This window comes from Thalassospira sp. UBA848 (assembly GCF_002295455.1).
In the GTDB taxonomy this organism is placed as follows: Bacteria; Pseudomonadota; Alphaproteobacteria; order Rhodospirillales; family Thalassospiraceae; genus Thalassospira.
In genome coordinates this window covers 1-24,765 of the sequence record NZ_DBGS01000045.1, presented here as the reverse complement: position 1 = coordinate 24,765, position 24,765 = coordinate 1, and the positions used below count along the sequence as shown (strand labels likewise).

General features: G+C 55.8%; 23 protein-coding genes and 1 pseudogene. 16 read left to right on the top strand and 8 right to left on the bottom strand.

What is annotated here, in order from left to right:
* The 8 genes from B2R48_RS05850 to B2R48_RS05815 all read left to right on the top strand — a co-directional run.
* A partial coding sequence (locus B2R48_RS05850) for a stimulus-sensing domain-containing protein (RefSeq protein ID WP_296998724.1) occupies positions 1 to 1,413 on the top strand: 1,413 nt, incomplete at its 5' end.
* A 109-nt stretch (positions 1,414 to 1,522) separates the two neighbouring features.
* A complete protein-coding gene (locus tag B2R48_RS05845; protein WP_296998723.1) occupies positions 1,523 to 1,963 on the top strand; it encodes an HPr kinase/phosphorylase in 441 nt (146 codons plus the stop codon).
* Entirely contained in the window at positions 1,953 to 2,912 is a 960-nt protein-coding gene (gene rapZ / locus B2R48_RS05840) for an RNase adapter RapZ (protein WP_296998720.1), read from the top strand. Before B2R48_RS05845 ends, rapZ begins: the two co-directional genes overlap by 11 nt.
* Positions 2,913 to 2,930: 18 nt before the next feature.
* Positions 2,931 to 3,335, top strand: coding sequence for a PTS sugar transporter subunit IIA (locus B2R48_RS05835; RefSeq protein ID WP_062953639.1), 405 nt, complete (start codon positions 2,931 to 2,933; stop codon positions 3,333 to 3,335).
* 64 nt (positions 3,336 to 3,399) lie between these two features.
* Positions 3,400 to 3,675, top strand: coding sequence for an HPr family phosphocarrier protein (locus tag B2R48_RS05830; RefSeq protein ID WP_062953640.1), 276 nt, complete (start codon positions 3,400 to 3,402; stop codon positions 3,673 to 3,675).
* A 76-nt stretch (positions 3,676 to 3,751) separates the two neighbouring features.
* Entirely contained in the window at positions 3,752 to 5,548 is a 1,797-nt protein-coding gene (gene ptsP / locus B2R48_RS05825; RefSeq protein WP_296998716.1) for a phosphoenolpyruvate--protein phosphotransferase, read from the top strand.
* Positions 5,549 to 5,851: 303 nt separating this feature from the next.
* The gene (gene ahcY / locus B2R48_RS05820; protein WP_062953715.1) at positions 5,852 to 7,147 is read left to right on the top strand and encodes an adenosylhomocysteinase; all 1,296 of its coding nucleotides are present in this window, start codon (positions 5,852 to 5,854) and stop codon (positions 7,145 to 7,147) included.
* Positions 7,148 to 7,262: 115 nt separating this feature from the next.
* Positions 7,263 to 7,643 carry a 5-carboxymethyl-2-hydroxymuconate Delta-isomerase gene (locus B2R48_RS05815; protein ID WP_296998714.1) on the top strand — a complete coding sequence of 127 codons (381 nt, stop codon included), beginning with the start codon at positions 7,263 to 7,265 and terminating at the stop codon, positions 7,641 to 7,643.
* 25 nt (positions 7,644 to 7,668) lie between these two features.
* On the opposite strand, the pseudogene B2R48_RS05810 reads toward B2R48_RS05815, so the two are convergent.
* Positions 7,669 to 8,613, bottom strand: a pseudogene (locus B2R48_RS05810) (DUF294 nucleotidyltransferase-like domain-containing protein); the annotation flags it as partial.
* 157 nt (positions 8,614 to 8,770) lie between these two features.
* A complete protein-coding gene (locus tag B2R48_RS05805; protein ID WP_296998713.1) occupies positions 8,771 to 10,027 on the bottom strand; it encodes an HD domain-containing protein in 1,257 nt (418 codons plus the stop codon).
* A gap of 207 nt (positions 10,028 to 10,234) precedes the next feature.
* Here B2R48_RS05805 and B2R48_RS05800 point away from each other — a divergent pair, with 207 nt between their 5' ends.
* A complete protein-coding gene (locus tag B2R48_RS05800) occupies positions 10,235 to 12,850 on the top strand; it encodes a PAS domain-containing sensor histidine kinase (protein ID WP_296998711.1) in 2,616 nt (871 codons plus the stop codon).
* 78 nt (positions 12,851 to 12,928) lie between these two features.
* Here B2R48_RS05800 and B2R48_RS05795 read toward each other — a convergent pair whose 3' ends face one another.
* Together B2R48_RS05795 and B2R48_RS05790 are read right to left on the bottom strand one after the other, a co-directional pair.
* Positions 12,929 to 13,885, bottom strand: coding sequence for a 2-hydroxyacid dehydrogenase (locus B2R48_RS05795; RefSeq protein ID WP_296998709.1), 957 nt, complete (start codon positions 13,883 to 13,885; stop codon positions 12,929 to 12,931).
* A 40-nt stretch (positions 13,886 to 13,925) separates the two neighbouring features.
* Positions 13,926 to 14,501: a hypothetical protein gene (locus B2R48_RS05790; RefSeq protein ID WP_062953647.1), complete on the bottom strand. Its 576-nt coding sequence runs from the start codon at positions 14,499 to 14,501 to the stop codon at positions 13,926 to 13,928.
* A 179-nt stretch (positions 14,502 to 14,680) separates the two neighbouring features.
* On the opposite strand from B2R48_RS05790, the gene B2R48_RS05785 reads away from it, so the two are divergent.
* The gene (locus B2R48_RS05785) at positions 14,681 to 15,295 is read left to right on the top strand and encodes a hypothetical protein (protein WP_296998705.1); all 615 of its coding nucleotides are present in this window, start codon (positions 14,681 to 14,683) and stop codon (positions 15,293 to 15,295) included.
* Positions 15,296 to 15,378: 83 nt separating this feature from the next.
* Here B2R48_RS05785 and B2R48_RS05780 read toward each other — a convergent pair whose 3' ends face one another.
* The 4 genes from B2R48_RS05780 to B2R48_RS05765 all read right to left on the bottom strand — a co-directional run bounded on the left by B2R48_RS05780 (position 15,379) and on the right by B2R48_RS05765 (position 19,719).
* On the bottom strand, positions 15,379 to 16,836 hold the full coding sequence (locus B2R48_RS05780) for a DUF4139 domain-containing protein (protein WP_296998703.1): 1,458 nt from the start codon (positions 16,834 to 16,836) through the stop codon (positions 15,379 to 15,381).
* Positions 16,837 to 17,033: 197 nt separating this feature from the next.
* Positions 17,034 to 17,519, bottom strand: a complete 486-nt coding sequence (gene fliW, locus B2R48_RS05775) for a flagellar assembly protein FliW (RefSeq protein WP_181838541.1) — start codon at positions 17,517 to 17,519, stop codon at positions 17,034 to 17,036.
* Positions 17,520 to 17,636: 117 nt separating this feature from the next.
* Complete coding sequence (locus B2R48_RS05770) at positions 17,637 to 19,001, bottom strand: adenylate/guanylate cyclase domain-containing protein (RefSeq protein ID WP_062953651.1); 1,365 nt, start codon at positions 18,999 to 19,001, stop codon at positions 17,637 to 17,639.
* Positions 18,985 to 19,719, bottom strand: a complete 735-nt coding sequence (locus tag B2R48_RS05765) for a Crp/Fnr family transcriptional regulator (RefSeq protein WP_044830191.1) — start codon at positions 19,717 to 19,719, stop codon at positions 18,985 to 18,987. The genes B2R48_RS05770 and B2R48_RS05765 overlap by 17 nt, the downstream gene beginning before the upstream one ends.
* Before the next feature lie 122 nt (positions 19,720 to 19,841).
* On the opposite strand from B2R48_RS05765, the gene B2R48_RS05760 reads away from it, so the two are divergent.
* The 6 genes from B2R48_RS05760 (at position 19,842) to B2R48_RS05735 (ending at position 24,579) form a co-directional block, all read left to right on the top strand.
* Positions 19,842 to 20,042: a hypothetical protein gene (locus tag B2R48_RS05760; RefSeq protein ID WP_296998699.1), complete on the top strand. Its 201-nt coding sequence runs from the start codon at positions 19,842 to 19,844 to the stop codon at positions 20,040 to 20,042.
* Between the two features lie 127 nt (positions 20,043 to 20,169).
* Complete coding sequence (locus B2R48_RS05755) at positions 20,170 to 21,195, top strand: DctP family TRAP transporter solute-binding subunit (RefSeq protein ID WP_296998697.1); 1,026 nt, start codon at positions 20,170 to 20,172, stop codon at positions 21,193 to 21,195.
* Between the two features lie 110 nt (positions 21,196 to 21,305).
* On the top strand, positions 21,306 to 21,788 hold the full coding sequence (locus B2R48_RS05750) for a TRAP transporter small permease (RefSeq protein ID WP_296998695.1): 483 nt from the start codon (positions 21,306 to 21,308) through the stop codon (positions 21,786 to 21,788).
* Positions 21,785 to 23,053 (top strand): TRAP transporter large permease, encoded by a 1,269-nt coding sequence (locus tag B2R48_RS05745; RefSeq protein ID WP_062953654.1) that lies wholly within the window; start codon positions 21,785 to 21,787, stop codon positions 23,051 to 23,053. Before B2R48_RS05750 ends, B2R48_RS05745 begins: the two co-directional genes overlap by 4 nt.
* Positions 23,054 to 23,064: 11 nt before the next feature.
* A complete protein-coding gene (locus B2R48_RS05740) occupies positions 23,065 to 23,913 on the top strand; it encodes a shikimate dehydrogenase family protein (protein ID WP_296998692.1) in 849 nt (282 codons plus the stop codon).
* A gap of 12 nt (positions 23,914 to 23,925) precedes the next feature.
* Positions 23,926 to 24,579, top strand: a complete 654-nt coding sequence (locus tag B2R48_RS05735) for a GntR family transcriptional regulator (RefSeq protein ID WP_296998690.1) — start codon at positions 23,926 to 23,928, stop codon at positions 24,577 to 24,579.
* The last annotated feature ends 186 nt before the right edge of the window (positions 24,580 to 24,765 follow it).

The following is a 24,765-nucleotide window of genomic DNA, read 5'->3' as shown; positions in this document are numbered from 1 at the left end:
GCCCTTTCGACATCGGCGGTCAGTTCCAGTGATGATGCGACCAACCGGGTAAAAATCGAGGTCGCGCGCGAAATGGTGCGCCGACTTGTGGGGATTACGGGCGCACGCACACGCCTTTTTGCCACCAATGGCAGCCTTTTGGCCGATAGCCGCAATATCCAGTCGCTTGGTGCGGGCACCATTCAGGCCGAAGAACTTCCAGCACCTGGCGAAGAAGACGCTTTTGCCGATATCATGCGCAAACTCACCGATGGGATTCTGACCCTGTTTGAGGGGGAACAACCCTTGCCGCTTTATGTTGATCCGCCCGTGGCAAGTGCGGCGGATTACCCCGAAGTGCGCGCAGCTTTGGCGGGCTATTCGCGCGGGGTGGTGCGTGTGGACAGTCAGGGGCGCCGGGTTTTGTCCGTGTCAGTCCCGGTTGCGCGCTTTAAACAGGTTTTGGCATCGGTCATGCTGACCAAAAGTGGCGAGCCGATTGAAAACGCCCTGCACGCGGTGCGCCTTGATATCCTGAAAATCTTTGTTTTTGCCTTTGGCATCACCGTGTTGTTGTCGATCTATCTGGCGGGTGTGATTACGCGGCCGCTTAACCGTTTGGCCCGTGCGGCCGAACGCGTCCGGCGCAGCAAGAACCGCCAGTTTACCATTCCCGATCTTTCGGGGCGGCGCGATGAAATCGGCGATCTGTCAACGACACTGCGCGATATGACCGAAACGCTGTGGGATCGCATGGATGCCATTGAACGTTTTGCCGCCGATGTTGCGCATGAAATCAAGAATCCGCTGACCTCGCTGCGCTCGGCGGTGGAAACCGCGACCCGCCTGAAGGATCCGGAACGCCAGCGCCGCCTGATGGAAATCATCGCCGAGGACGTGCAGCGCCTTGATCGTCTGATCAGTGATATTTCCGACTATTCGCGCATGGATGCCGAACTGTCGCGTGCCGAAAGCGAGGAAGTTGATCTGGGTGTGCTGCTTACGACATTGGGTGAGCTTTATAACGCCGATGTCGATGGTCCGCCGATCAAGGTTTCCGTCCCTGACAATCTGAATGTTCCCGCACTTGAAAGCCGTTTGACGCAGGTGTTCAGGAACCTGATTTCCAACGCGATCACCTTTACCCCGGATGGCGGGGAAGTGCGCGTACGCGCCTGGCGCGACAAGAACTGGGCGGTGATCACGATCGAGGATGACGGGCCGGGGATCCCGCCCGGCAAGGAAGAGGCAATCTTTAACAGGTTTTATACCGAGCGCCCGTCGAGCGAGAAATTCGGCCAGCATTCCGGCCTGGGACTTTCGATTTCAAAGCGAATCGTTGCTGCCCATAACGGTGAACTTACCGCACAGAATCGCATGGTTGATGACGTGATCAATGGTGCGATCTTCACCATTCGCCTGCCGCTTGATTAAGTTTTTTTCTACCCAGAAGCGCGCTTTTCCTATGCGCGAGGTTAAGTCAGCCGCCCTTGCTGCGTTTGGGGTTTGACAACCCAACTTCTGCCAAGCATCGTTTTCCATTATGTCCCAGCTTCATGCAAATTGTGTCCGGATCGGTGCCCATGCGGTGCTGTTGCGTGGACCATCCGGATCTGGAAAATCCGGGCTTTCGCTGCGTCTGATCGACGCTGGCGGCTTTCTTGTTTCCGATGATCGAACCGACCTTGTGGCGCGTGACGGGCGTTTGATTGCCAGTGCACCCGAACCGATTGCCGGATTATGCGAAGTACGCGGCATCGGGATTGTGCGTGGTCTGCCGCAAAAACCGGAAGGCGACGTGCGTGTTCTGATTGATCTGAGTTGCGCGCCAACGCAGGTCGAACGTATGCCGGAACCGGAACATGAAGAGTTTTGTGGTATTGAGATCCCGCGTTGGACATTATGTGCATCCGATCTGGCTATTGAGGCAAAGATCGGGGTAGCTTTGGCGCTCGCGACAGGTGAAATGACACTTGAAACGTAACCCACAGGAATCCGCTTTGCAGAACTCTTCGATGAATTCTTCTGACAGTCAAAACAAGGCTCTTGGCGCATTTGATGGCAAAAGCGGCCTGGTTCTTGTGACCGGTGTGTCGGGTGCGGGGCGCACCACCACGCTTAAGATTTTGGAAGATTTCGGCTTTGATGCGGTCGATAACCTGCCGCTTAGGATGCTTTCCGCGCTGGTGCCCAGTGACTGTCGCCCGGAACAGCCGATTGCCATTGGCCTTGATATTCGCAGCAGAGATTTCGGTGTTGATCAGTTTGTCGATATTGTCGGCCGCTTGCGCAAGCAGACGGGCATGGACCCGTTGATGATCTATGTCGATGCAGACACAGCAGTCTTGCAGCGCCGCTTTACCGAAACCAGACGCCCGCATCCGCTTAACCATGATCGGCCTTTGGTCGATGCGATCGAGCATGAAAAACGCCTGATGGCGCCGATTGCCGCTACGGCGGATATGCGCATTGATACATCGCGCCTGAAATCAGCCGAGCTTCGCAAGATCCTGCAGGACCAGTTTGATATTGGCGAAACCGAAGGGATGGCGATCTTTGTGCGCAGCTTTTCGTTCCGCCAGGGGGTGCCGGCAGAAGCCGATCTGGTTTTTGACGTTCGCTTTCTGCGCAACCCGCATTATGATCCCGAGCTTCGCCTGATGACCGGGATGAATGCGGCCGTGGGGCGATACATAGAAGAAGACCCGGATTTTGCCGGGTTTGTAAGCCGCCTTAAGGCAATGCTGGAGCCGATTTTGCCGCGTTATGCGCAGGAAGGTAAAAGCTATCTGACCATTGCGGTCGGATGTACAGGTGGTCAACATCGTTCGGTGTATATCGCGCGGTTACTCAATGACTGGATTGCTGATCTGGGGTATGACACACATCTCAGTCATCGGGACAAGCCGGACGAGCCGACCTCGGGGGAGTGATAAAATGGAGAATACTGCATGATCGGGATGGTGCTGGTCACCCACGGCGATCTCGCGAAAGAGTTCGTATCTGCCTTGCAGCATGTTGTTGGCGAACAGGAAAATGTCGAAGCGGTCTGTATCGGGCCGGATGACGACATGGAACAACGCCGTTCGGACATTCTTTCCAGCGTCGAAAAGGTCGATAGCGGCAAGGGCGTTGTCCTTCTGACCGACATGTTTGGCGGGACTCCGTCCAATCTGGCGATTTCCATTATGGAACAGGCAAATGTCGAGGTAATCGCAGGGGTTAATTTACCTTTGCTGATTAAACTCGCTTCTGTTCGCATCGATGGCACCCTGGCCGAAACGGTCAACGCGGCCCAGGATGCGGGGCGTAAATATATAAACGTTGCGTCGCGTCTGCTGAGCGGCGAGGAATAAGTCAGCAACAAAAAGAACAGGGCCGGATGCACCGGGACAGCGCATCTGGCTTGCGGGGACATAGATGGCGCAGAAGGAAAAACGCACTTTAACAATCAGCAACCAGCGCGGATTGCACGCGCGGGCGGCTGCGAAATTTGTTAAACTGGCAGGCGAATTCAAGTCGAGCATCATGGTGCGCAACCGCGGCACAGAAGTATCAGGTGTGTCGATCATGGGATTGATGATGCTGGCCGCATCCATCGGCACCGAGATCGAGGTTGAGGCCACAGGCCCGGACGCCACCCAGGCGATTGATGCGCTTAATGAACTGGTCGATGCCAAGTTCGACGAAGAATAAGAACCCATTGGTCACGATTTGAGGCCACGGGCGTCTGACTTTCGGGAAACAACAAGAACGAGTTGGTAGCGAAGGCTTGCAAGTTCCTCCGACGGAGCAAACCGTTTCAGATGAAAATACCTCGGGCGCTCGACGGGTCATTACCGGATTGGGCGCATCGGGCGGGATTGTTATCGGTCGCGCCTTTGTCCTGGATCGCCAGATCGTTCATGTCAGTCGCAAGCCGATTGCCCCGGATGCCGTTCAGGACGAGTGCAAACGCCTTCATGATGGTGTTGCCGAAAGCATTGATCAGCTCAAACGCCTGAAATCCCAATCATCGGCCAAGGAAAGTGCCGCATCCGAGGAACTTGGCTTTCTGCTGGATGCCTATATCCACATGCTGACGCAATCGCGTCTTGTGCGTGGTGCCGAAGAACTGATCGTTTCCAAAAAACTCAATGCCGTACATGCGGTCAATGAAGTGATCGATGCCATTGCCGAACAGTTTTCCGGCATGGATGACAGCTATATCGCGGCGCGTGCGACCGACATTCGCGAGGTTGGCTTGCGCCTGATGCGCTGTCTGATGGGGGAAACCGACCGCGTCGTCGACAAGGCGCCAAGCGGCTCCATCCTGATTGCCGAGGATGTCAGCCCGGCCGACATGGCGCGCTTTGAACCGGGCCAGGTGACGGCCTTTGTCACGGCCCTTGGCGGGGCTGAGGGCCACACGGCGATTATGGCCCGTTCGCTTGGTATTCCTGCGGTTCTGGGGGCGACCGATATCATTCGCGGTGTGCGTGGTGGTGACCAGATCATTGTCGATGGCGGGCGCGGTGAAGTGATCATTGCGCCGACCGATGCCGATATCGAACATTATACCCAGCGCCGTGCGGATTGGCTGGCGGCGCGTGAAAAGCTGGCAAGCTTGCGCGACGTGCCATCCGCCACGCGCGACGGGATTGATATCGATCTGCATGCCAATATCGAATTGCCCATTGAGCTGTCGGCAGCACTGGAAAACGGGGCGGCTGGCATCGGGCTGTTGCGCAGCGAGTTCATGTTCATGAACAAGGACTATCTGCCAGACGAGGACGAGCAATACGAAGAACTGGCCGACATCGTCAAACGCATGGATGGCAAACCCGTCACCATCCGCACCCTTGATATCGGCGGTGAAAAGCTGGCCGTCGCCCTTCAGAGCGAAATCGGGTCCGGCCCGAATCCGGCGCTCGGTTTGCGTGGCATCCGTTTGTCCTTGCGCAAAACCGAACTGCTTGAAGCCCAGTTTGCCGCCATCCTGCGTGCATCCCTGCATGGTCCGGTCCGGGTTCTGATCCCGATGGTGGTGAGCGTGCATGAAATGACCCGTGCCCGTCAGGTCTACGAGGCCGTGGCCAAGCGCCTGCGCAAGGATGGTCACCCGATCCCCGAAACCCTGCCGCCCCTAGGCGCGATGATCGAAATTCCGGCAGCAGCCATTGCGGTGGATACGCTGGCGCGCGATAGCGATTTCTTTGCGATTGGCACCAATGACCTGACGCAATATACGCTGGCGATTGACCGGACCGATGATCAGGTGGCGGGATTGTTTGATCCGCTGCATCCCGCTGTTTTACGCCTGATCCGTGATGTGATCCGGGTGGCGGGCGAACGCAATATTCCGGTCAGTGTCTGCGGCGAGATGGCCGGTGATCCGCGCTATGTGCCGCTGTTTATCGGGTTTGGCTTGCGCAATCTTTCGATGTCGCCGGTCAATCTGTTGTTGGTCAAGCAACGCTTGCGTCGCCTTGATAGCCGCAATTCCGAACATCAGGCCAACCGCGTTATGGAACAGTGGGACTCCGCGCGCATTGCCATGATGCTTGATGATTTTAACGATCTCGCCTGACAAATCCCGCCAGCCATAGCTTGCCGTCACCTTGACACATCCCAACATAGGGGGAGTTCCGGGCTCTTTGTGTCCTTGTCGTCCGTGGTCAAGATGCCCCGGATTGCAAGGTGTGACGGGGGATGCACCGGTCAGAATTTGTGCAGGACACAAATTCACACAAAAAAGAACTTGAAAACGATATAAAGATATCTTTATATGTGTCCTATCGCGGTCGCGGATAGGACCGCAACAGAATTTATCGGCGTATCGGCGGGACAGAGTCCCATGCGGATGCGCCATTCCTGTTTGATTGGAGACAACATGTCGAACTTTACCGATTACAAGGTCGCGGACATCTCGCTGGCCGGTTGGGGCCGCAAGGAAATCGCGATTGCCGAAACCGAAATGCCGGGCCTGATGGCGCTGCGCGAAGAATATGGCAATGCAAAACCGCTGGCTGGCGCACGCATCGTCGGCTGCCTGCACATGACCATTCAGACCGCAGTTCTGATCGAGACCCTGACGGCCCTTGGCGCGGAAGTTCGCTGGTCTTCGTGCAACATCTTCTCGACCCAGGATCAGGCTGCTGCGGCGATGGCTGCTGCTGAGATCCCGGTATTTGCCTGGAAAGGCGAGACCGAGGAAGAATTCTGGTGGTGCATCGAGCAGACCATCGCGGGTCCGGACGGCTGGAAGCCGAACCTGATCCTTGATGATGGCGGCGACGTAACCCAGCTGATCCACGAAAAATATCCGGAACTTCTCGAAGACATCAAAGGTCTGTCGGAAGAAACCACCACCGGTGTGCACCGCCTCTATGAAATGGCGAAAAAAGGCACGCTCAAGGTCCCGGCGATCAACGTCAATGACTCGGTCACCAAGTCGAAATTCGACAACCTGTATGGCTGCCGTGAAAGCCTGGTTGATGGCATCAAGCGCGCAACCGACGTGATGGTTGCCGGCAAGGTCGCTGTTGTTGCCGGTTTCGGTGACGTGGGTAAAGGTTCGGCCGCGTCCATGCGCAGCCAGGGTGCACGTGTTCTTGTGACCGAAATCGATCCGATCTGCGCCCTGCAGGCCGCGATGGAAGGTTACGAAGTCACCACCATGGAAGACGCAGCTCCGGTTGGCGACATCTTTGTGACCACCACCGGTAACATCGACATCATCACGCTTGACCACATGCGTGCGATGAAAGACCGCGCAATCGTTTGCAACATCGGTCACTTCGATTCCGAAATCCAGATTGGTTCGCTCAAGAACTACAAGTGGGACAACGTCAAGCCGCAGGTTGACGAAGTCGAGTTCCCGGATGGCAAACGCCTGATCGTTCTGGCCGAAGGTCGTCTGGTCAACCTTGGTTGCGCAACCGGTCACCCGAGCTTCGTGATGTCGGCATCCTTCACCAACCAGGTGCTGGCCCAGATCGAACTGTGGAAAAACCACGCGAACTACGAAAACAAGGTTTATGTCCTGCCCAAACACCTTGATGAGAAAGTTGCAGCCCTGCATCTGGAACGTCTTGGTGTGAAACTGACCCAGCTTTCGTCCGAGCAGGCCGAGTATATCGGTGTGCCGCAGGCGGGTCCGTTCAAGCCGGAACATTACCGCTACTAATTGGCATCTGCCGATTTGTATCAAAGCCGGTCCGCGTCTGCGGGCCGGCTTTTTTTGTATGCAGATACACTGCAAATTGTTAGAAAAATTCAAACCAGTTAGATGGATGGCCATCATGCCCCAGCTCGAAATCGAGTATTCTGCCCAACTGCCGATCAAGGATGAATTATCCAAGCTTGCGGTTGATCTGCATTACGTGATTGCCCGCGAAGCCGATGCGGATCTGGATTCCTTCAAGACCCGGATTACGCCACTGGAGAATGTCGTGATCGGGGATGGCGATGCCAGAAACGCCATGGTCCATCTCGATATCCGGCTTTTGTCCGGGCGGATCAATACAGTGAAATTTGCCACGGGTGAGGCCGCCCTTGCCGCCCTGATTGACCGGCTGGAATGGCTGGTTGGCGATTATCAGGTGCAGTTCACCGTCGAGGTTCATGACCTTGATCGGGAAAACTATTTCAAGCACATCACCGAAAGGTCACGGCCGTCCTGATCAGGCGTTTCGGCGGGCTTGATGATCACATCAACAGCGCTTCGTGGATCGGATGATCCGGGCCATAGCGGTCATTGAGCAATTTGATCAGCTCACGCGAGAAGCCCTTGCCAGCATCGAGGAGCGATCGCAGTTCGGCGTCATTGCGATCATGTGGTCCGACGCCATCAAGGCGTGCACGGACTTCAGGATCGGAAAGTTCGCGCAGGAAACGGTCATAAAGTTCCAGCGCAGGCAGGCTTTTTTCACCAAATACGGTTTGCAGGCGCGTGATGGGCGGAAGCTGTAAAAGTTCCGACAGCTTTTCACGTTTACCTGCATAATCGCGGCCTGCGGTTTCAGCTGCTGCGATAATGCCGCCGAAATAAAGCATCTTGCGCGAAAAAACCAGTTTCAGCCGCCGGGGTGCCCATGCCTTGCTGGCGTCGCCTTCGCGGGTCTTGATTTCAAAATCGACACTGATGGTGCGGTAATAACGGATCACGTCATTGACCAGGAAACGCGCGATGGAATCGCGCGTCACGGAACTTGTGACGTAATTGGCGATCAGATCGTCGAAGAACTTGCGTTTGCCCGCCTCGTTATAGAGCCACTCACATTCCAGCAAAAACAGCAGCCGTCGCGTGGTGATCGAGTTTGTATCGCCATCAAGCCCGATGCGATTTACCAGTTCCTCGGCCGTTATATAGGACGAAAACGGACCGTTCACCGCCGGTTTCTTGGTGACCATCTTGCCAAGGATATCGGCAACCTGTTGGTGCGGGGCCTGACTGCGTTCGGCTTCGCGGCCGATGATGAAGTAATCCAGATCGGATTGATCGGATGCCTCGTGGCGCCCATAGGAGCCGGTCACCACCACGCAAAATGTATCGCCCGACAGGCTTTTGCCCAACGCGTCGCGCATCTCGGCCAGACGTGTGGCTGAGTAGTGCTGATTGGTTGCGATGGTTTGCGGTAACAAGATCGGATTTGTTCCTTGCTGCGACTCGTTGAAAACGGCCTGACCTGATCATTCCCTAACCTTTAAAGATTAAAAGGGCGTTTATCAGGATCTGTTTGAGTATCGCTGTAATCCGGGCTTCTGTGCCATCCGGACCAAAGTTGCACCGATCACCGGTGTTATCGCGTTAGTCGAACAGGCTGGCGGCTGCGGCCTGCTGGGCCGGGTCGGTCAGGCTGCCGACGCGCCGCAGGAAGGAATGCTTTTCCTCGTAATAGCGTTTTGACAGATCGGCAAAGCAGCGGACTTCGACATCCTTGTTGATGTGAAATTCGCGCCGGGGCACCTTGGCCTCGTGCAGATCAAGGGTGCTGGCAGATGCGCTCATCTGATGGTCGACCGCGTCGGCAACGCCATCAAGCTCAATCCGGTTTTTAAGACTATGCAGGAATTTCTTGAAGGCCGGGTGGCTGTTCAGGAACGCCTTTTCGGTCAGCAGGAAATCATCGGCGGCAAAGTCCGGTGCATTTTTGACAACAAATTCGCGGCACAGATGGTCGGTGGCAAAACACATCGGACCAAAGATGAAATTGCGATAGATGTCTTCTTTCAGCTGCCAGAACTTGTCCAGGCGCTTAAGCGATTCTGCGTCCAGCTTGACGGCGGCTTCAAGCAACAGGCGCGGGTGGCAATGCACATGGTTGGGATGGACATAGGTCTTGGTGCGACTGATGCCCTCCAGCGTGTCGATATTGACCGGACCGGCAAACAGGGCGGCATGCGGATGATCGGACTTTTTCGACAGAAGGGCGATCACTTCATCCGGGTCGACACCATGCTTGACCAGCAGATGATTGACCGACAGGTCCAGATCGACCTCGCCGGTGATGATCTGATTGGTCAGTTGATGGTGGTTGCGGTTAAAGCGCCTTGCAAATTCCGGTTCCAGCGTATGGGAAAACGGGCCATGGCCGATATCATGCAAAAGGGCCGCCGCCCCCAGAAGATCGCAATCGGCATCCGATAACCCCATCAGTCGGCAATAGCGTTGCGACAGCAATGCCACGCCAATCGTGTGGTCATAACGGGAATGACGGATATTGGCCGGGCGTCCATTGGGGTGGAACAGATAATCAATGGCACCTAGAAACGAGATTTCGCGCAACCGCTCAAAGGCGGGGGATGCGATCAGTTTCTTGTGCAAGGGTCGGTCAAAGGCCGAGGCGATCTGGGCGCGTTTGAAATGATAGTTATATTGCGGCACATCGCGAAACAGCAGTTCCCATTCGGCAATGTCAGCGGCATTGAAATTGGTATCAAACAGATCGCCGATTTCCGCGGCCGGTTTTGCCGCCGCCTTGAGCGCGGCAGAGTCCTTTTGTGGCGCGGCCTGCTTGGGCTCTGCGCGCTGGGCAAAAAGATCTAACTGCGGTTTTGGGCTCATTTTAGGAATGGTTGATGTGCTCGGTTGAGAATGTGTGTCCCGCAGACATAAACGGAATCACTGGCCATGTGAATGAGTTTTGAGCCGAAGATTTCGCCATGAAACACGCCATCCGACAAGCCTGTTGCCGTGATGATGTGAAACGGTGGTAAAAGCACGACGTTTTCACCATAATAATAGCTCATAAACACAAACGGTTAACAACACGTGACACGGCGAGCATCCGAACAGGCATCCACACAGCTTCGCGCAGGCAAAAAGACAGTGGCGATCATGCGCAGACTGTCTGATTTGTCGCGTCCGGCCTTTTGGCGCAGCACGGGTGCGATGGTGGCGACGTTTGGTCTGTCGGTAACCGTTCAGGCCCAGGAAAAATTCCGCCTCAATACCGCAACAAATGCCGGAGAGGGTACTGCGCCCGCTTTGGCCCAGGCGGATGGCATTGGTGCGACGATTTTCGGAAGCCTTGCAGGCCTAAGTGATCGCGACTGGCTTGTGGTTGGACTGGCGGCTGTCGGTGGCGCGGCGATTGCCGGATGGGTTGGTTGGCGGTTGTCGTTACGCATGCGCCGCCATCTTGAAGAAGTCGAAGATCACGAACATGAACTGGCCGGTGAGACCGAGCTTTTCACCCAGCTTTTGTTTGCTGGTCCTGACCCGGTTTATTACTGGAGTCACCATGGCTTTGCCGAAGGTGCCAGTCCGTCGCTTAAACGGGCCTTTCAACTGGGGCATGACGGGCGTTTTCCCGATCTGCTCGACCTTCTGCGTGACGACGATGCCGATGCGCTAAAAGAACGGGTGCGTAACCTTAAATCAGGTCATGACAGGTTTGAGCTTTGGGTAACGACCATTGATGAACGCAAATTCCATGTGACCGGCATGGCCGCGCGCAAGGATCGGTCATCGGATGTGCTGGCCCATGGTTTGTGGTTCCGTGATGAAACGCGTCATTCGCGCGAACGCGAAAACCAGTTTGGCGATTTCCAACTGCTGAAACACGAAGTATCGGGCCTGCGCCAGTTGCTTGACAGCCTGCCCTTCCCGGTCTGGCGTCGTGATGGTGAGCTTCGCCTGATTGATTGCAACATCGCCTATGCCGATGCGGTCGAACAGCAAACCATCGAAGATGCCCTGGCGACACAAGCCGAAATCGGCGCGGGTGTGATCCCCGATCACGGGCGGTCATTGGCGGCATCGGTTCAGCGCAATAATGAAAGCCTGACACGTGATTTCCATGTCGTCATTCGCGGTGATCGCAAATTGTTGCGCATTACCGAAATGCCGGCTGGTGGTGGGGATGAACCCGATGGTCTGATCGGGTTTGCGATTGATTGCACCCCGGTCGAAGAACTGCAGTCTGATCTGTCACGCCATATTCGCGCCCATGCCGAGGTGCTTGAAAACCTTGGGACGGCGATTGCGGTTTATGGCGGGGACAAGGGGCTTATCTTCTTTAACACCGCGTTTACCAAGCTTTGGGACCTTGATGACGAATGGCTCTGGACCGAGCCGACCCATGATGATGTTTTGCGGCGTTTGCGCGATGAACGCAAACTGCCGGAAGTCACCGATTTCACCCAGTTCCGCAATACCGAAAACCAGCGTTTCACCGATCTTCTCAAACCTGAAGAAGACCTGATGCATCTGCCCAATGGCATGACCTTGCGTCGCTTTATCTCGCCCCATCCGTTTGGCGGGCTGATGTTTGTCTATGAGGATGTCACCGACAAGCTGGTTCTGGAAAGCTCCTATAACACCCTGATTGCGGTTCAGCGTGAAACGCTTGAAAGCCTGCATGAAGCAGTTGGCGTGATCAGTGGCGATGGCCGGTTGCGGCTGTATAACCATGGCTTTGCCGATCTTTGGGGGCTTGAAAGCACATTCCTGGATGCCTCCCCGCATTTGGGCGACGTGGTCGAGAAATCCAAGGATTACTGGCGCGAACGCGATGACTGGGAAAAGTTCAAGAACCGCATGGTCGCACGCATCACCAACCATGAGCCGATGAATGGCCGCCTGGAACGTGCAGACAATTCGATCGTTGATTTTGCCATCGTGCCGCTGCCTGATGGTGCGGTGATGATGTCCTATATCGATGTGACTGATACCATCCGGGTTGAACGCGCGCTGCGTGAACGCAACGAGGCACTGCGCACTGCCGACCAGATGAAGTCGGACTTCATTTCGACCGTATCGCGTGAACTGACCAAGCCGCTTGATCACATCAATGGCGAATCTGATCGTTTGATCCCGCATCTGACCGGCAATGTGGCGCGATCGGTTGAAACCATCCGTACCGAAGCCCAAAGCATGCTGGCGCTGGTCGATGATATGCGCGATCTGGCAACCCTTGGATCGGGGCAGGTCGCACTTGAGCTTGATACCGTTGATCCACGTCGTTTGCTGCGCTCGCTCGAAGCACTGACAAGGGCCCGACTGGCGGAACTTAATGTATCGCTGCGTCTTTATTGTTCCCGTCAGATCGGCTGGATGGTGGCCGATGAACGTCGCCTGAAACAGGCCTTGTTCATTCTGGTGACCAACGTGCTGCGCACCGCCCCCGAAGGCAGCGAGGTTTCCGTGATTGCGCGCCGCCGGGGCGAGGATATCGAAATTTCAATCTCGCTGTCGGACGAAGCGCCGCAACCGATGCTGTTTGAAGGCCTGCGCGATGGCGAGTCCCCATCGGCCCGCCGTGCGCTTGGCATGGCTATGGTGCGCGCCGTGGTCGAAATCCATGGCGGGCGCGTCAAGATCAGCCGCGATGGCCGCGAAATCGCCTGCATCCTGCCCGCGGGCGAGGAAAGCGATCTGGGTTAAGGCGAACGAACATCACCCTGATACGAAAAAAGGCGCCGTTTGGCGCCTTTTGTTTTGCTGGCCTGATCGTCGCGCGGTTCAGACCGTAAACGGCACGTCCTTGCCGGCCACAAAGGCATCGATGTTATCAAGTGCGCGGAAGCCCATGGCGTTGCGGGTCTCAACCGTGGCTGAACCCAGATGCGGCAGCAGGAAGGTGTTGGCAAGGTCGCGATAGGCCGGTTCGATGTTCGGCTCACCCGCGAACACATCTAGCCCGGCTGCCGTCAGTTTGCCCGATTTGAGCGCGGCAATCAGGTCCTGATCGTTGACGACATCGCCGCGCGCGGTGTTCACGATGATCGCGCCATCGGGCAGCTTGGCGATGAAATCCGAATTGACCATGCCGCGCGTTTCGGGCGTGGACGGGCAATGCAGCGACAGGAAATCACAATGGGGCAAAAGGCCGTCGATGCTGTCGTGATAGGTCGCACCCATTTCCTGATCAGCAGGCAATTGGCGGCGGTTGTAATAATGGATGTCCATATCAAAGCCGCGCGCGCGTTTGGCGACCGCCTGACCAATGCGACCCATGCCAACGATGCCCAGTTTCTTGCCTGTCACTTGTGTGCCCATCAGATGGGTCGGACGCCAGCTTGACCAGGTGGCGTTGCGGACTTCTGCCTCCCCCTCGCTGGCACGGCGGGCAGCCCCAAGGATCAGAAGCCAGGCAATATCGGCGGTGGCATCGGTCAGGACACCCGGCGTATTGCCGATGATCACGCCCTTTTTCCTGGCGGCTGCCAGATCGATATGATCGGTCCCGACCGAGAAGGTGGCGATGATTTTCACGCTGTCGGAAAGATGATCAAAAAACTCGGCATCAATCGGATCGCCCACCGAAACAAGGGCGGCATCCGCGCCATGACACAGGGCCAGGATTTCAGCACGGGTCAGGGGATCGTCATCTTCCTGGGTGCGGATGTCGTAACTTTCAGCAGCGCGCTTTGCAACGGCATCAGGCAGTCGGCGGGTGACGGCAAGAACGGGTTTCATCGTGTGTTTCTCCCTGAAGCGGTTTTGTTTTTAAGTTGTCCTAGAATAGCTGCCCGACGGCCAGACGGATACCGATGGATGTGATCACCAGCGACAGCAGGAAATCGGCAAGAACAATGGTGCTGGCGGTCGGGATCGGGACCGACAGGGTCAGCTTGGCGATATAGACGCCATAAACCAGTGTCGCGATCACCGCGATAAAGACAAAACCACCGGCCCCCAGCGACGGGAACAAAACACCCAGCATCAAAGCCGCCAGATAAAGCCCCATCTGCAGCACGCTTGCCCAGTTATAAACCGTGATAAACGCGATATAGCGTTCCGCACGCCCCAGCATTGGAATGACGTGGAACATGATCAGCGGGAAGGCGACCCATTTGATGACATAGGCGATGCTTTCAACCAGCATGTAGCGGATGGCCGGGAAATCTTCCGGGGCATCGAAAATATCGTTCCAGCGCAACAGGACAAAGGCCGGAAACACAATGGCGGCCGCCAGAAATGAGCGCCAGAAGCCTTCGATTGAAAAATTAAAAAATCCAAGACCTTGTTCGTCGCCACGGGCAAGACGCCATGTGCCGTAAAGGGCGCGCAGGGTTTCGCTGGATGTGCTCATCTGGGGCAATTTTCCGGATTTTGGGGCAACTCTGATCCCGATTGTCTAGCAGTCTGCCAAACGAAGGGAAACAGCTTATCGCTGAATGACCGTCCTTCACAAGGTGGGGTTGCCAAACGTCTTTTCTCTGCACGGCCGGGCGGGCCTTTGACATGTGAAAACGAGGTGGCGGGATCAGGATGACGGACAATACGGACGAAGAATATGCGTTGCGCTTGTCCTATCTTGAACAGACCGATCCCAACTCGCTTGCGGTCGCGCGACTTTATCTTGAAATGGCCAGCAACCATACCCGCGAAGAACGAGAAGCGGCATTGAAGCTGTTTGATGCTGCGGATGAAATTTTCTCTTTTCATTTGCCGACTGCGCGCGATGCAGCGGTGGCGGGGCTTGCGCTTAGTCTTAACAACCGCGCAGCGCTTGAGATCGAGGCGGGCGAATGGGACTGGGCGGTTGATGCTGCCTGTCAGGCGGTCGAATTGCGACAGGACCGGTTGCGCAATTGTGTCGGGCGCAGAGACGACAGTGAACGCCTTGATCTTGGTTATTCCCTGGCGGCCCTTGTTCTGGCCCTGCAAGGGGCGGGCAAGCTTGATCTGGCGCGCGATGCGGCCAGCGATGCGGTTGAAGTGCTTGGCACCTTTGCCGGGATGCGCAATCAGGATGCCTTTATCCTGCTGACCAAGCTGATCTTTATATATGCCGATCTGTGCAGCCGGACCGACCAGTTGCCAAATGCGGGCGTGTTGTTGCCGTTGGCAAAGGCATTTTATGGTGCGCGCGGCAAGCCGTAACAGCACCGCGCAAAGCAAAACGACCACACGGACAAGGTTCTTTTCCATGTGGTCGTTCTGTTGAAGGGGCCTGTTTGGTGGGATCAGCGGGTGCTGGCCACCGACCATGTCAGGGTGACGTCACTGTTTGCCGGAACGTCGATTTCCCAACTGACCTGTCCGGGTTGCGGACGGTCGTGCTTGTGGCTTTCGGCGGTAACTTTCCAGTCAACAGGCAGATGTTCGCGGATGGTGATGGTTTCTGCACGATCACTGGTGTTGCTGATGGTCCATGCGAGATCGGCTTTGACCTCGTCTGGCAGGTTCGGACGCGCTTTGCGGTCAAGGGATGTGACATTGCGCGTGCCTGTCAGGTCGCTTGCCTTGCCCAGACGCAGGGTCGCATCGCGCCCAACCGGGGTGAGTGAAATCATGTCCTCGGACAGATAGCCGGTATCACCTGCCGGGGTTTTGGCATAGATGCGCACGATGCCATCTGGCCATGGGCTTTTGGCATCTGTGCCGCCCGTATTGGTAATCTCGATTTCAAGATCCGGGCGTACGAACGTCTCAGAGCCGTTCTGACCCATATTATAGGCGTTGCTGGATGCGGTAAAAATCGCGTGGCGTTTGACCGGCAAGACCTGTGGGTCAAGCAGCGGTAAAATCACCGTATCGCCATCCTGCATCGAAAGACCGTCAAACGGACCATAAACATGCAGGTTTTCGAAACTTGCGCGGTCCGGTTCTTCATTGGACGGTGCGCCACCATCAGCCATGGCCGACATCATCATTTCGGTCCGCGCAGCCTTGACCATCTGGGGCTGATGAACGTGGTTCGGGTCACCCGCAACCAGACGCAGGCTGGCGTTGTTATAGTCGCTACCCGATGCGTTCATCACCTGGGCAATTGCAGTGAGTTTGAGCGTGTTTTCCCCGCGGTCATAATAGGCGGTATAGGATGTATTCCAGCCAATGCCGCCCAGAAGGTATGCCATGGAAACATGATCCAGCGGGGCACTGGTGGCGATGTCCGCATCAAGGGTGGGCGTGGTGGTGAAGTCATCAGGCAAGTCGGAAATAATCACCTGATCAAGCGGCACCCGTTCAATCCCGGCATCGGTTTGCGCCAGGGCCACATGGGTCACCGCGACCAGCGTGCCGTCGATCAGGTCATCGTCACGACGAATGGTGACGGTCTTGCCGATCTGATCGCGCAGCAGGTCATCAAGGACGTTGGAACCGTTCGTGCGGTTACGCAGGGACATCCAGACAAGATCGGCGTCCCTTGCGCTGCCAAGCAGGAAGGAATCATTCATGATGGTGCGTGGCAGGCCATCAATGCGAAGGGTGCTTTGGCCTTCGGGGATGGATACGTCGCGTTGTTCGGCAATCAGCGAAAGATTGCCCGGATAAACGGTGAGCTGCAGGTTGGTACGGTCATCTGCGGACAGATCAACCGAGGGGCCCTGTGCGCGGGCAGCTTCGATATCCGGCCCGAAAAACACCGCCGAGCCCAACAAAGCGGCCAGTGCGAAACGATTGCGCAATGCTGCGGACATTCCCGATCCCTTTTTATGGTGGCATGCAAAGTTCTGCTTCAATCCTGCTACTTTTGCTTGAAAAAGTGGCAGGATCAAGGACATGTGGCGACGATTTGAAGAATCGGGCAAGGGCAGGCCGCACGCATGGCATACGGTTTGACGTGCGGCTATTGGCACGTGCAATGGGGCAGAATGTCACAAAGAAAGACGACGGATCAGCCAAGCTCGTGATGGAAGGAATAGCCGCCAGCTTCGGGCAGGTGATGCTGATAGGCGGCTTGGCGACCGGTATCAATAATGATCGGGGCGCGAAGGTTGACCGACATGCTGACCGGCCCGTCATCGGGTTTGTGCAGGGTAACGATCAGCAACACTGCGCCATCGTTCTTCTTGATGCCATGAATGGCAAAGGCCTGTTCAAGATGTTCTGGCCGGATGGTGTCGCTTTCAAGGTTATAGGGCGCGACAATAAAGGCCAGTTCCGGTTCGGTCAGGCATTGCATCAAAAGGAAGGCATTGCCGCTTTCTCCGGGGAAGCTGGCAAGGGCGAAAACATTGTGATCAGGAAACCCCTTAAGCCCGGCCGGGAAGTATATCGCCTTGTCCCAGACAAATTCCCGTTCGCCAAAAAGGGTGGTCAGTTTGACGGCGGACGGCACGGCATCCGTGGTCGTGGTATTCGGGCCTGTCGTGGTCGCCATCGCGTCCTCCTGCTGATCCGTTTTCATGCTGCGTCAGAAGTTATCAAAGCATTTTGGATTGGTATGCCCGATATTCAAGGGTTTGGCAGACCAGGCAGCATTCTATCGCCCGTTTATTTAGCAGTTGTTAAAGAACACTCTGACGGGTTCGCTAAATCCTTTGACCTGAATTGTTTGCGTCTGCCCATAGCGCGCCAGCAGGGTTGGGGCAGCGACAGGCACTTCGCTGTGCAGGCGGTTGGCGAATTGTTCGCTCAGGACCGCATCGCTGCCAAGTTCGCGGGTGGCCTTTTCAAGACGGGCAGCCAGATTAACCGTCGCCCCGATCACGGCAGGTGTCACAGCTTCGCGCTGGCCGATATCGCCAACAACCGCCGGACCGAAATTAAGACCCACGCCGATTTCAAGCGGCGCGCCACCGTTGGCCGGATCTTCTGCCTGCCATTCGGCGACCTGGGCGATGATGGCCTGTGCGGCACAATAGGCGTTGGCAGCAGGATGTTCGAGATCATCAAAGGCAGCGAAACTCGCCATCACGGCATCACCGATATATTTTTCGACAATCCCGCCATAGGCCCCGATTTGCGATGTGGCGATATAATGGAACTGGTTGAGAAAGCGCATGACTTCCTGTGGATCACGCTTTTCGGCAAAGCGTGAAAAGCCAATAACATCGGCAAACAGAATGACGCATTCGCGCCGCTCACCCACGCGCACCGGTTCGTCACGATCAGCCAGCTGATCGGCAAGGACCGTCGGGAAATAGCGGGCCAGATTGCCATGCGCGCGTTCGGATGCCGCCGACTGGTTGATCAGAACCCGCAAACGCGAAACCATCACCGCACAGGCCAGGGTAAAGACGATGACAATGATCACCTGTTCGGCCAAGGCGGAAATATCGACAAATTCGGGCAGGTTATAGGTATCGATAATTTCCTGCTGGGTCGGGTTCCATTCATCGCCGAAATGCTGGGAGACGATAACGCCGGGCCGGGTCATCAACCACCAGATCGCCCCGCACCAAGATACAAACAGCCAGAAGCCAAACCACAGGATCAGGCGCGGTGAAAAGGTCATGATGATGATCGCCATCATGATCATGGAAAAGACCACGCCACGGTCGCGAACGACAAAGCCATACAGCCAGGCCGGTTGTTCCAGCAATGGATTGAGCGGATCGGGCACGACCGAGACATAGACGATCAGGACCGCATCAATCACCGCCAGCAGATAAATCATCCAGTATGACTTGTCGCCACGAAAGGCGACGAAGAGCTGGACGAATACGCCGGGAACGAACCAGGCGAGAACCTCAAGCAGGGTATAAAGCTTGCCGGTCGGGGAATCGGGTTTGCTAAACAGCAGCAGGATAAATGCCAGCAGGCAGATGCGCAGAAAGGCGACAAGGATCAGCCCGCGCTTTTCTTCGCGGGCAACAAGACGTTCAAAGATCGAATCCGAAGGTTCAGTTTTTGACGGCATCAGCAAGAAGTTGTTTCAGCCCTTCGCTGTCCTTGATGACCAGACGACCATCACGGCGCGTGATCATCCCCTGTTTTTCAAGTTCACGCAGTTTCTTGTTCACCGCTTCACGCGTGACACCCAGCATCAGTCCAAGTTCCTGTTGTGACAAGGGCAGGGCAATTCGGATGCCTTCGGGGTCCGGGCCGCCATGGCGTTCGGCCAGCCACAGGATGCGCTTGATCAGGCGTGCCGTCAGATCCAGGAAGTTGGCATCTTCAAGCAGGTCACTGACCCAGCGCAGGCGACGGCACAGAAGGGCCGTGATGTGACGGCGCAGCGGTGCTTCGCGGTCAAAGATTTCAAAGAAATCGTCGCGCGATATAAACAGGGTCCGGGTCGGGCCAACCGCCCGCGCGGTTGCGGTGCGGGGTTCCCCGTCAAGCAATGCGATTTCGCCAAAGACAGCACCGGGTGCAAGAACATTAAGGACGATTTCCTTGCCGGTTTCCGACACAGAGGAAATGCGAACCTTGCCCGCCTCGACCGCGTAAAGGCCGTCTGCCGGTGCACCCTTTTCAAACAGCAACTGCCCATCTTCCAGTCGTCGCACGGTTGCCTGGTTTGAAAGCTGTTCAAGCAGTTCGGGATCAAGATCCTCGAACAGGAAGCTGCCTGCCAGAATGCGCGAAGCGACTTTCGCAAGTTGCGGTGATTTGGGACCGGTTACACTGTTCACGGGGTTCACTTTGAAAAGGGTTTCGTTTCAGAGGGCGAATCGAAATATTTAACTGCCAAAGTAGCACAATTATCCTGTTTTGCTGCAAGCTGTTTTGCAAGCTGTCTCAGGCGGATGTACCTGTGGCCGCAGCGATTGTGCGCGCGGGCTTTAGCACCGTTTTAGTTCTCTGTGGTTTGAAATTTAGGCAGCTCTCCCCCAAGCGTAAAGATGTTAAATCATCGCTTTTTGTCAGGAATTTGACGGTAAATCCGCTGCTGACGTACGGACACGGATTGATTGCGATTGGTCTGAAAGCCTTGGTATCTGCGACTTTAGGCTAAAATATAGAACGTTTGACAAAATCTCCTATGTTTTTTAAATTATCCCAATTCCGAACAAGGGCCGCTTAGAACAAGAGTGTCAAAAGCAACCTCGGTCTGCGGATGTCGTTTTAATCGGGAGGAAGTAATGAAGATGATCTCCAAAGGTGCGCTGTTTGGCGCCGTATCCATTGCTGCTGCGTCATTCGGGTTTTCCGCGCAGGCAGCTGATGTCACCCTGAACTTTGCCCACGTTGACCCGGCAGAGTGGACCACCTCGAAAAAAGGTGCGGCGTCACAGGTCTTTAAAAACATTGTCGAAGCAGAATCCGGTGGCCGTATTGAGGTCGGACTGTTCCCGGCCGGTGCGCTGGGCGGTGAAACCGATCTGCTGCAGAATACCCAGGACGGTACCCTTGCCATGTCGATGGTTTCCGGTCCGTTCTCCAAGGTCTGCCCTGAAGCGGCTGTTCTTGATATTCCTTATGTTTTCCCGAACGCCAACGTTGCGTGGAAAGTTCTGGATGGTGACTTCGGTGAAGAGCTTGCGGCTCACTGCCTGGAAAAAACCGGCCTGCGCACACTGGCTTATGGCGAAACCGGTTTCCGTAACTTTACCAACTCCCAGCGCGCGATTGCCGAGCCGAAAGACATGGAAGGTCTGAAAATCCGTGTCATGACCGTTCCGCTGTTCGTGGAAATGGTCAAGGCACTTGGCGGTGACCCGACCCCAATTCCGTGGCCGGAAGTTCCGACTGCACTGACCACTGGTACGGTTGACGGTCAGGAAAACCCGATCAGTGTGATCTACGCCAACAAGTTCTATGAAATGCAGAAATACCTGACGCTTGATCGTCATGTATACGGCACCGACTTCATTGTTATCAACGAAGCAACCTATCAGAGCCTTTCGGAGGCTGATCAGGCGCTTCTGCGTCGCGCAGCCGGTGTTGCATCGAACGTGGGCCGTGCGGTTCAGCAATTCAACTCTGCCGAAGGCGTTGCCAAACTGGCAGAGGAAGGCATGGAAGTAACCACCCCGACCGCCGAACAGCTCAAGATGTTCCGTGACGCGGCACAGCCAGCTGTCATCGAATGGCTCTCGGGTGAGATCGATGCTGCATGGATCGAAAAACTGCAAACTGCCGTTTCCGAAGCCGAAGCTTCAATGTAATCGGTGTTTGGCGGGTCGGGTGCTCCTCCTTGCACCTGACCTGCCCTTTTTTCCCGCTAACTTGCTTTTAGAAGCATAATAATAATTTTCAGAGTGATCCGGGGGAACCCATGCAGCGCACCGAAAATGCGTTTAAGCGTTTGCTCGCCGGGCTTTCGGGGTTGAGTATCCTCGTTGTCTTCGGTGTTGTTTTTGCCGGTAGTGTCAGCCGCTATCTGTTTTCTTCCCCGCTGCAATGGAGCGAAGAAGTCGCGAAATACGCGATGATCTATGGCTGCATGTTCGGTGTGGCCTATGCCTATCTGCAGGGTACCCAGATCACCTTCAGCATTGTAGTTGATACCATTCCCGCACGTATCCGCCGCAAGCTTGCAGTCATTGTTGATGCCGCGACGCTGGTTCTGGGCGGTATCCTTGCCTATGCAGGCTACATATTTGCCGCCAAGCGCGGGGGTATTGTTGCCTCGGGCATTGGCATTCAGATGTATTGGGCGCAAATCGCCATCACCGTGGGTGGTGTCTGCCTCGTAATTGCAGCCGCCTTGCGTCTTGCTTCGTACTTCAAAGAGAATTCTGCGCGGGGTGAGGCATGATTACCGGTGTTACCCTTCTGACCCTGCTTGCAATTGGTGCGCCGGTCGCATTTGCAATCGCGCTTGGCCTTGTTGCCTATATCAGTACGGGCACGTTTGGCCTTGATCTTCTGCCGCAGCGTATTTTTGCCGGTCTGGACAGTTTCACAATTCTGGCAATCCCGCTGTTTGTGCTGGCGGGCGAGTTGATGAATGCCAGCGGCATCACATCGCGCGTGATCAACCTGGCCAATGCGCTTGTCGGGCACGCCAAGGCCGGTCTGGCGCAGGTCAACATCTGGTCTTCCGTGATCTTTGCCGGTCTTTCGGGGTCGGCGGTTGCCGATACATCCGCGATTGGCCGTATCTTTATTCCCTCGATGGAAAAAGAAGGGTATCCGCGCGATTTTGCCGCCGCCCTGACCGCCGCGTCATCGGTGATCGGCCCGATCATTCCACCCAGTATCCCGGTAATCATCTATGCGCTGATCACCACCAATGTCTCTGTGCCTGCCCTGTTCCTTGCCGGGATTGTGCCGGGTGTTTTGCTGGCGCTTGCGCTGTCGGTTTATGTGCGGTTCTTTGTCAAAAACCACGCAAAACCGCGCGAACGCATGAATGTGGGCGAGAAGCTCAAAGCCATCTGGAATGGTCTTATTCCGTTGTTCATGCCGGTCTTTGTGATTGGGTCGATCCTGGCGGGGATTGTCACGCCTACCGAGGCGGCAAGCTTTGCGGTGTTCTATGCGCTGGTTGTTGGGTTGTTCGTGTTCCGCGAACTGAAACCGGGCGATCTGCCGGCAATTTTCGCAGGCGCGATGCGCGATTCTTCAAGCATCCTGATCATCATGGCAACGGTTGCTGCGGCAAACTGGTTCATGACCTTTGCCGGTATTCCGCAAACCGTCAGCAAGTTCGTTCTGGGGTATGTCGACAGCCCGGTCACCTTCCTGATCCTGATCAACCTGATGCTGCTCGCTGTTGGTCTGGTGCTTGAGGGGATTGCCGCAATGCTGGTGCTGGTGCCGATCCTGCACCCGATTGCGCTTAGCCTTGGCATTGATCCGACCCATTTCGGGATCATTGTGATCTTTAACCTGATGATCGGCCTGATTACGCCGCCGATGGGGCTGTGTCTGTTCGTTGCAGACGCGGTGGCCGGTGTCGGGATGGCACGCATGATCCGCGCCATCATGCCGTTCTTTATCGTCGAACTGATGGTGTTGCTGATCATCACCTTTGTTCCGGGCATCGTTACATTCCTGCCCGAACTGTTTGGATTTTAGGATACCTGTCCATGTTGAAACTCGGTCTTATCGGTAAAGGCATTTCACGGAGTCAGTCGGCACGACTGCACGTATTGCTGGGCCGTATGTGCGGTATGGATGTCACGTACGAATACCTCGACAGTGATGTGATCAACAATTTTGATCTGATCAAGCAGCTGACCACCTGTGCGGAAACCGGCTATGCCGGGGTTAATGTGACCCATCCTTACAAAACAAGTGCGCGCAAACTTATTACGCCGCGCAAACGTCTGCCCGAAGCCTTGGGCTCGGTGAACACCGTTGTCTTCCGCGAAGATGGCTGGCGCGGCGATAATACCGACTTTGTCGGCTTCATGCGCGGTTATCGGGGGCAGTTCGGCGATGCCAAGCCGGGCACGGTTTTACAGATGGGTGCCGGTGGTGTCGGTCTTGCGACGGCCTTTGGCCTGCGCGGGCTTGGTGCGAACAAAATCCTGATCCATGACAAGGATACATCGCGCGGTGAGGAACTGGTCGCGACCCTTGTTGCGGCCAATGCCAATGCGGCCTTTGTCGGTGAAGATGACCTTTCTGACGCGGTGCGCGCGTCCGATGGTTTGATCAACTGCACGCCGGTTGGCATGAACCAGTATCCTGGCTGTCCGTTTGATGCCGATCTGTTTGGTGGACAGAAATGGGCGTTTGATGCGGTCTATACGCCGGTTCAAACCGCGTTCCTGCGCGCCGCGGCCAAATCGGGCATTGAAGTCATGACCGGCTTTGAACTCTTCTTCTTTCAGGGTATTGAAGCATTTGAAGTTTTCAGCGGGGCAGAGATAGATGCCGACGCTGCAAGGGACGAATACTTCAATGCCTATCCCGAGGCATTGACAGGCTAGGGGACCAAGACGATGAGCAGCAGTACCGTTGCCGAGACAGTCTACAACGAAATTCGCGATGACATTTTGTATGGCGAATTGCAGCCGGGCGTGAAGCTCAAGCTTGAGGCGCTGCGCGAACGTTATAGCGTCGGGGTCAACACGCTGCGTGAAGTGCTTAACCGTCTTGTCGCTTCAGGCTTTGTCGTTGTCGAGGGCCAGAAAGGTTTCCGCGTTGTTGAAACATCACCATCCAATTTCAAGGAATTGACCGCGATGCGGCTTTTGCTTGAGCGCGATGGTCTGGCGGCCTCGATCAAGCATGGTGATGTGGAATGGGAAGCCCGGGTTGCGGCCGCCCATCACAAGCTTGCCGCTGTTGAAAAGCAGATGCTTGACCGTGACAGCCGTGAACTGACCGTTCGCTGGAGCCAGTATGACCGCGAATTTCATCAGGCGCTGATTTCGGCCTGTGGCTCGAACCTGCATATGCGTCTGCACCACGAGATTTTCGATCAGTTCCGCCGTTATGTGGTGATCGAACTCAAAACCCATGGTTTCCGTGCCCAGGAAATCATCGATGAGCATCGCGAAATCTGTGAGCTGTCCCTTGCACGGGATCTGGATGGCGCGATTGCCAAACTGACCGACCATATCGAAACCTATCGGCGCCGTTCACAGCATTGATCTGCGCGCGGGGCAAGTCCCGTGATTGCTGCATCCTTCTGTGAATGTGCCGGTGCCCCACATGCATCCCGGAGGGATAAAAATGCTGACCTCAATTGCCACAGTTTCACTGTCGGGCGATCTTCAGGAAAAACTCGACGCCATTGCTGCTGCCGGCTTTGACGGGGTCGAGATTTTTGAAAATGA

What these genes read in the sequence shown, in the direction of transcription:
- B2R48_RS05845 (WP_296998723.1), top strand. Translation starts at nt 1,523, where the DNA reads ATGTCCCAGCTTCATGCAAATTGTGTCCGGATCGGTGCCCATGCGGTG.
- B2R48_RS05835 (WP_062953639.1), top strand. Translation starts at nt 2,931, where the DNA reads ATGATCGGGATGGTGCTGGTCACCCACGGCGATCTCGCGAAAGAGTTC.
- B2R48_RS05830 (WP_062953640.1), top strand. Translation starts at nt 3,400, where the DNA reads ATGGCGCAGAAGGAAAAACGCACTTTAACAATCAGCAACCAGCGCGGA.
- ahcY (WP_062953715.1), top strand. Translation starts at nt 5,852, where the DNA reads ATGTCGAACTTTACCGATTACAAGGTCGCGGACATCTCGCTGGCCGGT.
- B2R48_RS05815 (WP_296998714.1), top strand. Translation starts at nt 7,263, where the DNA reads ATGCCCCAGCTCGAAATCGAGTATTCTGCCCAACTGCCGATCAAGGAT.
- B2R48_RS05805 (WP_296998713.1), bottom strand. Translation starts at nt 10,027, where the DNA reads ATGAGCCCAAAACCGCAGTTAGATCTTTTTGCCCAGCGCGCAGAGCCC.
- B2R48_RS05795 (WP_296998709.1), bottom strand. Translation starts at nt 13,885, where the DNA reads ATGAAACCCGTTCTTGCCGTCACCCGCCGACTGCCTGATGCCGTTGCA.
- B2R48_RS05790 (WP_062953647.1), bottom strand. Translation starts at nt 14,501, where the DNA reads ATGAGCACATCCAGCGAAACCCTGCGCGCCCTTTACGGCACATGGCGT.
- B2R48_RS05785 (WP_296998705.1), top strand. Translation starts at nt 14,681, where the DNA reads ATGACGGACAATACGGACGAAGAATATGCGTTGCGCTTGTCCTATCTT.
- B2R48_RS05780 (WP_296998703.1), bottom strand. Translation starts at nt 16,836, where the DNA reads ATGTCCGCAGCATTGCGCAATCGTTTCGCACTGGCCGCTTTGTTGGGC.
- fliW (WP_181838541.1), bottom strand. Translation starts at nt 17,519, where the DNA reads ATGGCGACCACGACAGGCCCGAATACCACGACCACGGATGCCGTGCCG.
- B2R48_RS05770 (WP_062953651.1), bottom strand. Translation starts at nt 19,001, where the DNA reads ATGCCGTCAAAAACTGAACCTTCGGATTCGATCTTTGAACGTCTTGTT.
- B2R48_RS05755 (WP_296998697.1), top strand. Translation starts at nt 20,170, where the DNA reads ATGAAGATGATCTCCAAAGGTGCGCTGTTTGGCGCCGTATCCATTGCT.
- B2R48_RS05750 (WP_296998695.1), top strand. Translation starts at nt 21,306, where the DNA reads ATGCAGCGCACCGAAAATGCGTTTAAGCGTTTGCTCGCCGGGCTTTCG.
- B2R48_RS05745 (WP_062953654.1), top strand. Translation starts at nt 21,785, where the DNA reads ATGATTACCGGTGTTACCCTTCTGACCCTGCTTGCAATTGGTGCGCCG.
- B2R48_RS05740 (WP_296998692.1), top strand. Translation starts at nt 23,065, where the DNA reads ATGTTGAAACTCGGTCTTATCGGTAAAGGCATTTCACGGAGTCAGTCG.
- B2R48_RS05735 (WP_296998690.1), top strand. Translation starts at nt 23,926, where the DNA reads ATGAGCAGCAGTACCGTTGCCGAGACAGTCTACAACGAAATTCGCGAT.